Source organism: Streptococcus oralis (assembly GCF_023109195.1).
Taxonomy (GTDB): Bacteria; Bacillota; Bacilli; order Lactobacillales; family Streptococcaceae; genus Streptococcus; species Streptococcus oralis_BV.
Window position 1 is genome coordinate 139,180 of record NZ_JALDUB010000001.1, and the last position, 12,622, is coordinate 151,801.

8 protein-coding genes are annotated in these 12,622 nt (G+C 41.3%); 7 read left to right on the plus strand and 1 reads right to left on the minus strand.

The window, feature by feature from the left end; genetic code table 11:
• Window positions 1–43: 43 nt before the first annotated feature.
• The 4 genes from M1F65_RS00695 to M1F65_RS00710 all read left to right on the plus strand — a co-directional run bounded on the left by M1F65_RS00695 (window position 44) and on the right by M1F65_RS00710 (window position 7,561).
• Window positions 44–5,551: a ZmpA/ZmpB/ZmpC family metallo-endopeptidase gene (locus M1F65_RS00695; RefSeq protein ID WP_247925280.1), complete on the plus strand. Its 5,508-nt coding sequence runs from the start codon at window positions 44–46 to the stop codon at window positions 5,549–5,551.
• A 151-nt stretch (window positions 5,552–5,702) separates the two neighbouring features.
• Window positions 5,703–6,083: a hypothetical protein gene (locus M1F65_RS00700; protein WP_247925281.1), complete on the plus strand. Its 381-nt coding sequence runs from the start codon at window positions 5,703–5,705 to the stop codon at window positions 6,081–6,083.
• Window positions 6,084–6,450: 367 nt separating this feature from the next.
• Window positions 6,451–6,705 (plus strand): hypothetical protein, encoded by a 255-nt coding sequence (locus M1F65_RS00705; RefSeq protein ID WP_042902696.1) that lies wholly within the window; start codon window positions 6,451–6,453, stop codon window positions 6,703–6,705.
• A 163-nt stretch (window positions 6,706–6,868) separates the two neighbouring features.
• Complete coding sequence (locus M1F65_RS00710) at window positions 6,869–7,561, plus strand: phosphoglycerate mutase (protein WP_000240130.1); 693 nt, start codon at window positions 6,869–6,871, stop codon at window positions 7,559–7,561.
• Window positions 7,562–7,686: 125 nt separating this feature from the next.
• Here M1F65_RS00710 and M1F65_RS00715 read toward each other — a convergent pair whose 3' ends face one another.
• Window positions 7,687–8,259 carry a TetR/AcrR family transcriptional regulator gene (locus M1F65_RS00715; RefSeq protein WP_084944958.1) on the minus strand — a complete coding sequence of 191 codons (573 nt, stop codon included), beginning with the start codon at window positions 8,257–8,259 and terminating at the stop codon, window positions 7,687–7,689.
• A 141-nt stretch (window positions 8,260–8,400) separates the two neighbouring features.
• Here M1F65_RS00715 and M1F65_RS00720 point away from each other — a divergent pair, with 141 nt between their 5' ends.
• The 3 genes from M1F65_RS00720 to rpsO all read left to right on the plus strand — a co-directional run bounded on the left by M1F65_RS00720 (window position 8,401) and on the right by rpsO (window position 12,220).
• Window positions 8,401–9,102, plus strand: coding sequence for an ABC transporter ATP-binding protein (locus M1F65_RS00720; RefSeq protein ID WP_084944957.1), 702 nt, complete (start codon window positions 8,401–8,403; stop codon window positions 9,100–9,102).
• A 1-nt stretch (window position 9,103) separates the two neighbouring features.
• Complete coding sequence (locus tag M1F65_RS00725) at window positions 9,104–11,806, plus strand: FtsX-like permease family protein (RefSeq protein ID WP_247925282.1); 2,703 nt, start codon at window positions 9,104–9,106, stop codon at window positions 11,804–11,806.
• Window positions 11,807–11,950: 144 nt separating this feature from the next.
• Window positions 11,951–12,220: a 30S ribosomal protein S15 gene (rpsO, locus tag M1F65_RS00730; protein WP_001018251.1), complete on the plus strand. Its 270-nt coding sequence runs from the start codon at window positions 11,951–11,953 to the stop codon at window positions 12,218–12,220.
• The last annotated feature ends 402 nt before the right edge of the window (window positions 12,221–12,622 follow it).

Sequence of the window (12,622 nt, forward strand, 5' to 3'; positions counted from 1 at the left end):
TAGTTAATTTCTTGATAGAAGGTAAAAGTTGAGAGGATTTAGAATGAAAAAGTTTTTTGGAGAGAAGCAGCATCGTTTCTCCTTACGAAAATTAGCAATTGGACTTGTGTCAGCTTCGATTTCAAGCCTATTTTTTGTGTCCATTGCGAGCAGTGGGACCGTATTTGCTCAAGAAAATGCAGCTGTTCACTACAAATATGTGACGGATACGGAGCTGAGTGGGCAAGAAAAGGACTTGATTGTCAAGGACATTCCTAAAATTGCGGAAGATAGTGAGAGCACCTATTATCTAGTCTACCGTATGGATGAGAAAGCCCAGCTGGGTCAGTTGCCCAATACAGGTGGGCAGAATAGCCTTACTAGCGTTTTATCAGGTGGAGTTCTGGCTTCGATTGGTTTCCTTATTTTTGTCGTATCGAAAAAGAAAGGCAAAAAGAAAGCTCTCTTGAAAGTTGTCTTGATAACAGGGATGGGCAGTGGTTTGGCTTCTTCAGTTCAGGCTATTGAAAATCAACTTTTGATCCAGTACAATCAGGAATACCAATTATCCCAAGGAGATAGTCTGCCTTTGCCACGTGCCTTATCAGGTTATACTTATCTAGGCTATATTAAGCAAGACAAAGAGATTAATCAGCAAGAAACTGCTGCTAGGGATCAGAAACTTGACTATACAGTTCAACCTCATTTCCAAGCCAACGAAGGTGGACAAAAGGCAGGAGATGAGCAGAAAGCTCCGTCTTCAACAAGCCCTGCAGACAAGACAATCCCTTCTCAAGATTTATCTAATCAAAAGCCGTCTGGTATTGCTAGTGTAGATCCTCAAGACGAAGTCTTGGCTGGTCGCGTGAATAAACCAGAGCTCTTATACAAAGACCAAGAGATTGTAACCAAACTAGATGTTTCAGAAGTGGTGCAGGAAAATCCAGAACTAACAGAGGGAACCATCCATGTCAAACAGGAAGGTCGTGCTGGGAAGAAGATTGAGCTTGTTCGCATTTTCACTGTTGAAAACCAAGAAATTTCTAGGGAAGTTCTCTCGACTAAGGTAGAAGAAGCCTTGCCACGTATAGTAGAAAAAGGGACTAAGAAGGCAGTTGTGCCGAGTGAAGCACCTCAGTCTGCAAGAAAAGGAGAGACTGAGACTCAGGCTCCATTACCAGAATATACAGGCGAGCAAGCGGGAGCGGTTGTAGCCCCAGAAACAGCTGAAAGACCAGAATATACAGGCACCCAAGCAGGAGCAGTTGTTGAACCCGAGCAAGTCGCTCCACTACCTGAGTATCAGGGAACTCAAGCTGGTGCCATCGTTGAACCGGAAAAAGTTGAGCCAGAGGTTGGGGGTGTCCAGTCTGGGGCTTTGGTGGAACCAGAAACGACTGACAAACCAGTCTATACAGGTGAGCAGTCTGGAGCAATCGTAGAGCCTGAAAAGGTACCATCGACACCAGAATATACAGGAACTCAAGCTGGAGCGATTGTTGACCCTGAGATAGCTGAAAAACCAGAATATACAGATACTCAATCAGGTGCGATTGTGGAACCTGAGACTCAATCTTCCTTACCAGAATATAAAGGTGAGCAAGCAGGAGCCATTGTGGAACCGGAACAAGTCGCTCCTCTTCCAGAATATACTGGCAATACCGAGCAAGTAAAACCGGAAGCTCCGACAGAAAAACCAAAAGAAAAAGATCCAGAGAAGACGCTTGAGCTAAGAAATGTTTCGGATCTGGAGTTGTATAGTCAGACCAATGGTACTTACAAACAACACGTTTCTTTAGACGGTGTCCCAAGTAATCCAGACACTTACTTTGTCAAGGTTAAATCCTCGTCATTTAAAGATGTCTATTTACCAGTCGCTTCAATAACGGCAGAAATAAAAAATGGGCAGCCAGTTTATAAAATCACAGCCAAGGCTGAGAAACTCCAGCAAGAGCTAGAGAATAAATATGTCGATAATTTCACCTTCTACTTAGCTAAGAAGGCTACAGAGGAAACGATAACCTTTACTTCCTTTAGCAACCTGGTCAAAGCTATCAACAAGAATCTCTCTGGAACCTATCATTTAGCAGCTAGTTTGAATGCCAACGAAGTGGAACTGGGACCTGATGAAAGATCTTACATCAAGGGCGCCTTTACTGGTCAGTTGATTGGTGAAAAAGATGGCAAGCAGTATGCTATTTACAACTTGAAAAAGCCTCTGTTTGAAACCTTGAGTGGCGCTAGAGTAGAAAAATTGAGCCTGAAAAATGTCTCCATTTCAGGGAAAGATGATATCGGTTCACTGGCCTATGAAGCGCAGAATAACACAAAGATTCAGCAAGTTCATGTCGATGGTGTTCTAGCAGGTGAACGTGGTATCGGTGGTTTGCTGGCTAAGGCGGACCAATCAAGCATCACAGAGAGTAGTTTCAAGGGAAGAATTATCAACACTTATGAAACGACTGCTGCCTACAATATCGGTGGTCTGGTCGGTCATTTGACAGGAAACAGAGCTTCACTGACTAAGTCAAAAGCGACAGTAGCCATTTCATCTAACACAAATACTTCAGATCAGACTGTGGGTGGACTTGCAGGCCTAGTAGACCGAGATGCACAAATCCAAGATAGCTATGCTGAAGGTGATATCAACAATGTCAAGCATTTTGGTAGAGTGGCGGGAGTAGCAGGCAATTTGTGGGATCGAACTTCTGGTGATGTAAAGCATGCTGGAAGTTTGACCAATGTTCTAAGTGATGTCAATGTAACCAACGGAAATGCCATTACTGGATACCACTATAACGGAATGAAGGTGAAGGACACATTCAGCAGCAAGGCCAACAGAGTCTACAATGTCACCTTAGTCAAGGATGAGGTCGTCAGCAAGGAATCCTTTGAAGAAAGAGGAACAATGCTAGATGCTTCCCAAATCGAAAGCAAAAAAGCAGCCATTAATCCTCTCACTCTACCAACAGTGGAGCCACTTTCAACAAGTGGCAAAAAAGACAGTGATTTTTCTAAGGTGGCTCATTATCAAGCTAAGCGCGCCTTGGTTTATAAGAACATTGAAAAATTGCTACCCTTCTACAACAAGGCAACTATCGTCAAATACGGAAATCTGGTCAATGAGAACAGTCTTTTATATCAAAAAGAACTCTTGTCAGCAGTTATGATGAAGGATAACCAAGTCATCACAGACATTGTTTCTAACAAACAGACTGCAAACAAACTCTTGCTACACTACAAGGATGATTTATCTGAGAAGCTGGATCTCAAGTACCAGAATGATTTTGCCAAATTAGCAGAATATAGTCTAGGAAATACTGGACTTCTCTATACGCCAAACCAATTCTTGTATGACCAAAGCTCTATCATCAAGCAAGTCTTACCAGGCTTACAAAAGGTTGACTATCATTCAGAAACCATCAGAAAGACGCTCGGTATTTCTCCAAACGTTAAGCAGACTGAGCTCTATCTAGAAGACCAGTTCGCCAAAACCAAGGAACAACTGGAAGACAGTTTGAAGAAACTCTTGTCAGCAGATGCTGGACTGGCTAGTGTCAACCCAGTCACTGAAGGCTATCTTGTAGATAAAATCAAGCGCAACAAAGAAGCCTTGCTACTTGGTTTGACCTATCTGGAGCGTTGGTACAACTTCAGCTATGGTCAGGTAAACGTCAAAGACCTGGTTCTGTACCACCTGGACTTCTTTGGTAAGGGAAATGCTTCACCACTGGACACTCTGATTGAGTTAGGTAAATCTGGCTTTAATAATCTTCTTGCTAAGAATAATGTCGATACTTATGGTATCAGTCTTGCCAACCAGCATGGAACGACAGATTTGTTTAGCACGCTAGAAAATTACCGAAAAGTCTTTCTACCAGAGAAAAGCAACAATGACTGGTTTAAATCAGAGACCAAGGCTTACATTGTCGAAGAAAAATCCACTATCGAAGAGGTGAAAACGAAGCAAGAACAAGTTGGGACTAAGTATTCTATCGGTGTCTATGACCGCATCACGAGTGCCACTTGGAAATACCGCAATATGGTCTTGCCGCTCCTAACCTTGCCAGAGAAATCAGTCTTTGTCATCTCAACCTTGTCTAGTCTAGGATTTGGAGCCTATGATCGCTATCGCAATAGTGACTATAAGGCTGGAGATGAACTCAATAAGTTTGTTGAAGAAAATGCGCGTGAAACAGCCAAACGTCAGCGAGATCACTACGATTATTGGTATCGTATTTTAGATGAACAATCACGTGAAAAACTCTATCGTACCATCTTGCTTTATGATGCTTATAAGTTTGGTGATGACACAACCTCTGGAAAAGCTACAGTGGAGGCTAAGTTTGATAGCTCCAATCCAGCTATGAAGAACTTCTTTGGACCAGTTGGCAATAAGGTAGTACACAATCAGCATGGAGCCTACGCAACAGGGAATGGCGTCTACTATATGTCTTACCGTATGCTGGACAAGGATGGAGCCATTACTTATACCCATGAAATGACCCATGATTCGGATCAGGATATCTACCTTGGCGGCTATGGTCGAAGAAGTGGCTTGGGACCAGAGTTCTTCGCAAAAGGCTTATTGCAAGCCCCTGACCAACCAAGTGATGCAACCATTACCATCAACTCCATCTTGAAACACTCAAAATCAGATAGTACAGAGGGCTCCCGTCTGCAAGTCTTGGATCCGACAGAGAGATTCCAAAAGGCAGCAGATCTTCAGAACTATGTCCACAACATGTTTGACCTTATCTACATGCTGGAATACCTCGAAGGACAATCAATCGTTAATAAACTAAGTGTTTACCAGAAAATGGCGGCTCTCAGAAAGATTGAGAACAAGTATGTGAAAGATCCATCAGATGGAAATGAGGTTTATGCCACTAACGTAGTCAAAGAATTGACAGAAGCAGAGGCCCAAAACCTGAATAGTTTTGATAGTTTGATTGACCATAATATCTTGTCAGCTCGTGAGTACCAGTCTGGTGAATACGAGCGAAATGGCTACTATACCATTAAACTCTTTGCCCCAATCTTTTCAGCTCTCAGCAGTGAGAAAGGAACACCGGGTGACCTTATGGGACGTCGGATTGCTTACGAACTTCTGGCTGCCAAAGGCTTTAAGGATGGAATGGTACCTTATATTTCCAACCAATACGAAGAAGCTGCCAAACAAAAAGGCAAAACCATCAATCTCTATGGTAAAGAACGCGGATTGGTGACAGATGATCTTGTACTGGACAAGGTATTTGAAGGCAAGTATTCATCTTGGGCAGATTTTAAGAAAGCTATGTACAATGAACGTGTGAAGCAGTTTGGGAACTTGAAGCAAGTGACCTTTAAAGATCCGACAAAACCATGGCCAAGCTATGCGACAAAGACCATCAATAGTGTGACTGAATTGCAGGCCCTCATGGATCAAGCTGTTCTCAAGGATGCTGTAAGTCCTCGTTGGAGCAACTATAATCCAGAGTATGATAGTGCCGTTCATAAGTTGAAGAGAGCAATCTTTAAGGCCTATCTTGACCAAACAAACGACTTCAGAACCTCTATTTTTAAGAAATAAGGGTTGGAAAATGAAAAGGGAGGATCGACAGATCTTCTCTTTTTATGTTCGGATGTCTGAAAGCTGGTAGGCGATTTGTTTGTGACGGAGAAGGTCTTTTGTTTCTGGAGCAAATATGGTAGAATGATAGCTACGATAGAAGGAGGTTTTTATGGAGAGAGATAGATTGGTTCGACTCAATTGGAGACTGGGCATGGTGGCAGGCATATCCTTACTTTTGGGACCTGTCCTACGATTTTTGCTATCCTATACTGGGGCTCTCATCTATAAAGATCCTTCAAAGATGTTGGTCGTCACGGTTGCCTTTTCCCTGCTCCTGACATTTTTTAAGATTTTGATGATTGCATTAGGTACCTTTATGTTAATCTATTTCGAAGAAGATCAACAACTTCGAATGCTACCATCTATTTTATTTATCCTTGGTGGCGTGCTGGGCTTTCTTTCAGCGACCGAGTGGATAGGAGGATTTCTAATCATTAAAGGTGCTGTTACTTTTTCTAAATTTTTAAAAGAAGTCCGTGGCCTTGTCTGATAGTCTAGTGAAACAACCCGTTTGAGGGTTGTTTTTTATTTAAAGAATGATCTGGCGAAAGAATATGTTAGCAAAATGCTTTTTTTTATAAGAAAACATGATGTAATACAACTTGAAAAAATAAAAAGAGAATATTATGAAATAATCTTTCATTACATCGTATTTAACATTCTATTTAAAAGCTTCCATTACTTTAGAGGGAGTCTTTATAAAAACTTCTAACCCTAATACTATTTTAAAAGTTATTCCACTGGATTCTCAAAATAAAACAATTCCTGTTGATCCTGTTGCAAGTGTAGATAGTTCATTTCATCTTGATTTCAAATCATTTGCTTGGGGTATCATTTTCGCTCTTATTGGCCTTTCAATGATGCAAAATTCATTTATCGGAGGATTGATATTAGCGGTTTATGGTGTATTAACAGTGCTAAGTGCTTTTCAAACTCTACTAGTTTTGCATCTTACTTCTGGTGGAACACATGTTGTCAGTGTGGTAGTATTTGAAAAAGCTAATCTTGAAAATTGCAAAGAAACAATTGAAGGTCTAATTCATAATCGTTGCAATGATACTAATGTAACTAAGAATACTGATCGTATAATTGATGCTTTAAATAACAAATAATTGCAATCGTTTCTTGATTGAATATCGCGAATTAATAATAACTAGATGAGAGGACACTGTTCTCTCTTTTTAGTTGATTTTAACTAGCTTTTTTGTGAAAAATTGTGTAAAATAGAATAGATAAACGAGGGAAACCTCGAAAAATAAAAGGAGAATCCATCTAATGGTAAAATTGGTTTTTGCTCGCCACGGTGAGTCTGAATGGAACAAAGCTAACCTTTTCACTGGTTGGGCTGATGTTGATTTGTCTGAAAAAGGTACACAACAAGCGATTGACGCTGGTAAATTGATCAAAGAAGCTGGTATCGAATTTGACCAAGCTTACACTTCAGTATTGAAACGTGCGATCAAAACAACAAACTTGGCTCTTGAAGCTTCTGACCAATTGTGGGTTCCAGTTGAAAAATCATGGCGCTTGAACGAACGTCACTACGGTGGTTTGACTGGTAAAAACAAAGCTGAAGCTGCTGAACAATTTGGTGATGAGCAAGTTCACATCTGGCGTCGTTCATACGATGTATTGCCTCCAAACATGGACCGTGATGATGAGCATTCAGCACACACTGACCGTCGTTACGCTTCACTTGACGACTCAGTTATCCCAGATGCTGAAAACTTGAAAGTGACTTTGGAACGTGCCCTTCCATTCTGGGAAGACAAAATCGCTCCAGCACTTAAAGATGGTAAAAACGTATTTGTAGGAGCTCACGGTAACTCAATCCGTGCCCTTGTAAAACACATCAAACGCTTGTCAGATGACGAAATCATGGACGTGGAAATCCCTAACTTCCCACCATTGGTATTCGAATTTGACGAAAAATTGAACGTAGTTTCTGAATACTACCTTGGAAAATAATCTATAAACAGAAAGCCTAGGAATTCCTAGGTTTTTTTGTATCTAAGTTTAAAAAAAGGCAATTTAGCTAATTGAAAAAGTATAAAATGAGAGGATATAGCTTATGAAATAGTAAGTTGTATGAATTAATCTTCTTTTGATTCGTAGCTCCAGTGTTCGTAGTTATAGGTTGATAAGATTATATCCGTGATTTCTTCCGGTTCTTCTTGAGCTCCCCCAGCAATCCAAAGAGAAATAATTCCTTCAATACTTGATAAGAAGATTTCCAAAGCGTATTTGTGAGGAATTTGGAAGTTTTCAGATAAGAAATGACGAGTCTTTTCTTTTTGATTTTCAGTTAGAATAATGCTACTTAGAAATTCACGAATTGCACCACGAAAGTCTATGTAATGACTTTGGGACAAGGCGTTAATAAGGCGTTCGTTCGAACGTAATATATAGAAGTTGGCTAACATAAACTTTCTAGGCGATTCTCTTTCTTTTTCTAAAAAAATGTAGAGCTGGGAAATAATTTCACTTTTAAAACTGTCAATCATTTGATATTTGTTTTCATAGTGTAGATAGAAAGTTCCCCTATTAATTCCTGCCCGTTTACAGAGCTTACTAATTGATATATTTTCAAATTTATCCTCTGATAGCAGCTGAATCAAAGCTTCTTTGATATCTTCCTTAGTAGTAGTTTTTCGTTTCTGAACCATTTTATCTTCCTTCTTCTTAAATCAACACTTTGTTGATTTTTGATTATTGCTTTTTGACTTAGCCCATTATATAATATTTGTGATTTAGAATCAACATCTTGTTGATTTAAGAAAACGAGCTTTGAAAAGGAGATAAACGATATGGCTTATATTGAAATGAAACACAGCTACAAGCGTTATCAGGTTGGGGATACGGAGATTGTGGCTAATCGTGATGTGAATTTTGAAATTGAAAAGGGGGAGCTGGTCATTATCCTTGGTGCTTCTGGTGCTGGAAAATCAACGGTTCTCAATCTCCTAGGAGGTATGGATACCAATGATGAGGGAGAGATTTGGATTGATGGTGCCAATATTGCCAACTATAGTTCGCACCAACGAACAAACTATCGTCGTGAAGATGTAGGCTTTGTTTTTCAATTTTACAATCTGGTCTCCAATCTGACAGCCAAGGAAAATGTGGAACTGGCTTCAGAAATCGTGACAGATGCCTTGGATCCAGAGCAAGTGCTCAAAGATGTAGGTCTGGCTCATCGCCTGAATAACTTTCCAGCCCAGCTTTCTGGAGGGGAGCAACAGCGAGTCTCCATTGCACGTGCTGTAGCCAAAAATCCTAAAATCCTCCTTTGTGATGAACCGACGGGTGCCTTGGATTACCAGACGGGGAAGCAAGTCTTGAAGATTCTCCAAGACATGTCTCGTCAAAAAGGAGCAACGGTGATTATCGTAACCCACAATGGCGCGCTAGCCCCTATTGCAGATCGGGTGATTCATATGCGCGATGCCACGGTTAAGAGCATGACGGTCAATGAGCATCCGCAGAATATCGATACATTGGAGTATTAGCATGAAAAAAACGTATCGGAAAGACCTATTTCAGTCAGTGACGGCTTCAAAGGGACGCTTTGTTTCTATCCTGACCTTGATGATGCTGGGTTCTTTAGCCCTTATTGGTCTCAAAGTGGCCAGTCCAAATATGGAACGTACGGCAGGGGATTATCTCCGTAAAGCCAATACCCTAGATCTGGCAGTGATAGCTGATTATGGCTTGGACAAAGAAGACCAAGACGAATTAAAGGCCCTTCAAGGAGCAAGTGTTGAATTTGGTTATATGGCAGACCTAACCGTTGAAAATAGTGAAGAAGCGGTTCGACTTTATTCCAAGCCAGAGGGGATTTCAACCTTCCAAGTGACAGAAGGGCGACTGCCAGAGGCTGATGAGGAAATTGCCCTAGCCGACTTCTGGAAAGACCGCTATCAGATTGGGCAGACCATTACCTTTACTAAGAAAGAAGAAGGGAAGTCCGTCCTAAAATCCCAAACTTTTACAATTACTGGATTTGTTCAGTCGGGTGAGATGCTTTCTCAAAAAGACTTAGGGAGTGCTAGCAGTGGAAATGGAAGCTTGGCTGGCTATGGAGTGATTTTGCCCAGCCAGTTTGATTCAGATGTTTATAGTATTGCGCGTGTGCGCTATGATGATTTAAAAAATCTGGATGCTTTTTCATCAGACTATAAGACCAAACGAACCCAACATCAGGAAGAGTTGCAAGACTTACTTGCTGATAATGGTCAAAAAAGATTGGCAAGTATTAAAACAAATGGGCAAAAGAGCCTGAAAGATGGGAAAGAACAGCTCCAAACTGCTGAAAGCAACCTTGAAAATGGTAAGAGTCAGTTAGAGCAGACTGAAAGTCGCTTGAAAACGCAAGAAGAACAAGCGACCGCTTTACCAGAACCGCAAAAGAGTCAAATCGAGGGACATCTGACAAAAGCTAAGGAAGAACTGGCGACTAAAAAAGAAAAACTGGCTCAGACAGAGAGTGATCTAACCAAGGAAAAAGAGAAGCTTGAACAGCGTCAGAAAGACCTTGATGAACTGGCAGAGCCGAAATACCACGTATACAATCGCCAAACCATGCCAGGTGGTCAAGGCTACCGCATGTACAGCAATTTATCAACAAGTATTCGTTCTATCGGAAATATTTTCCCCGTGGTGCTATATATGGTCGCTGCAATGGTGACCTTTACAACGATGACTCGCTTTGTAGATGAAGAACGCACCAATGCAGGCATTTTCAAGGCCTTGGGTTACCGCAACCGAGATATTGTTGCCAAGTTTGTCCTCTATGGTTTTCTTGCAGGAACTGTGGGAACCCTTATAGGAACACTTCTTGGACATTATCTTCTTGCAGGGGTGATTTCAGATGTTATAACAGCTGGGATGGTTGTTGGAAAAAGTCACGAGTATTTCTATTGGTCTTATAGTCTTATTGCCCTAGCCTTGAGTTGGGTATCCAGTGTCTTGCCAGCTTATCTGGTGGCGCGGAGGGAATTACACGATGAAGCAGCCCAACTCTTACTTCCCAAACCTCCCGTTAAGGGATCAAAGATTTTGCTGGAACGCCTGAGCTTTATTTGGAGTCGTTTGAGTTTTACTCATAAGGTTACGGCAAGAAATATCTTTCGTTATAAGCAACGAATGTTGATGACCATTTTTGGAGTTGCAGGTTCGGTGGCTCTCCTATTTGCAGGTCTTGGCATTCAGTCATCTGTGGGAGGAGTTGTGGAGCGCCAATTTGAACAAATCCAGCAATACCAGATGATTGTAGCGGAAAAGAGCAGTGCGAGTGAGCAAGAAAAAACAGATCTAGAAAGTGCCTTGCAAGCTGAATCGATCCACGCTTATCAAAAGATTTACTCTAAATCCATTGAAAAAGATTTCAAAGGAAAAGCAGGACTTCAAACCATCACCATGATGGTCACAAACAGAGAAGATTTCAAACCCTTTATCACATTAGAGGAGAATGGGCAAGAGGTGCAGGTCACTGATGGAGCGGTCGTGAGTCAAAAATTAGCCCAACTAGCAGGTGTTACGGTTGGAGACAAGCTGGAGCTTGATGGGAAGGAAATCAAGGTCGCAGCTATTTCTGAAAACTATGTTGGACACTTTGTTTATCTCAACCGAGCGACTTACGAACAAGTCTATGGCACTCGTCCACAAGACAATACCTACCTAGTAAAATTAAAAGAGCCAACACCTTCCAATACGGAGAAAGAAGCTGCTACCTTCATGGAAAAAGATGCTGTTTCTGGGGTCGTCCAAAATGCGACGGCCATCCATCTCTTTGAATCTGTGGCTAGTTCGCTCAATAAAACCATGGCAATCCTTGTCCTTGTTTCCGTTTTACTAGCCATTGTCATTCTCTACAATCTCACTAACATCAATGTGGCAGAACGTATCCGTGAACTTTCCACTATCAAGGTTCTCGGTTTCCACAATAAAGAAGTGACCCTCTATATCTACCGTGAGACCATGGTGCTGTCCCTTGTGGGAATTGCTCTCGGTTTGGTAGCTGGCCACTATTTACATCAATTTTTGATTCAAATGATTTCACCTGCCACCATACTTTTTTATCCACAAGTCAGCTGGGAAGTCTATGCTCTTCCAATCGTCGCAGTGACTGTAATCTTAGCCCTACTGGGGGTCTTTGTCAATCACCACTTGAGAAAAGTGGATATGCTCGAAGCCCTGAAATCAGTAGAGTAATTCAAGGTTTTAAATAGTAAATCAGTTGACAAAGTTCCTGCTTCTTGGTAGAATAAGAACTGTCGTAAAGACAAATAACTTCTTCTTGGTTGCAGGCATGCCAACCTGTCACTCGGATGAAGCCAAATAAAAAGGAGAAACATCATGGCAATCTCAAAAGAGAAAAAAAATGAAATCATCGCACAATATGCACGTCACGAAGGTGATACAGGTTCAGTAGAGGTTCAAGTTGCTGTCCTTACTTGGGAAATCAACCACCTTAACGAACACATCAAACAACACAAAAAAGACCACGCTACTTACCGTGGATTGATGAAGAAAATCGGTCGCCGTCGTAACTTGCTTGCATACTTGCGTAAAAACGACGTTAACCGTTACCGTGAGTTAATCAACTCTCTAGGACTTCGTCGTTAATCTTGCGTCTAAAACGTTTCTATACTTCGTTGCCTTCGCCTCGATGTACCATCAGTACAATCTTCGGCTTGTCGCCTAATCTATAAACGTTTTATCCAGCAAGAATAAAGCTTTCTGATTTCAGAGGGCTTTTTGTTTTTATCCGCTTGCTTAGGCCGTGTTCAATTGAGCATATCTTGATAATGAAGCTACTCTAAATTGGGTAGCTTTTTTACTTTTGTCACCCTACCTCGATATACTCAAGTATAATCTTCGGTTACGGTTCCTAGCACTGTAAGGTAAAATAAACCAGATCATCTCCCTTCGGGGAGATTTTTTGTTTCACGAACATTTTTGTACAATCTTCGGCTCGTCTATATATGTCTCTATCCTTGTTCATCTAATAGAAATATGGTATACTTT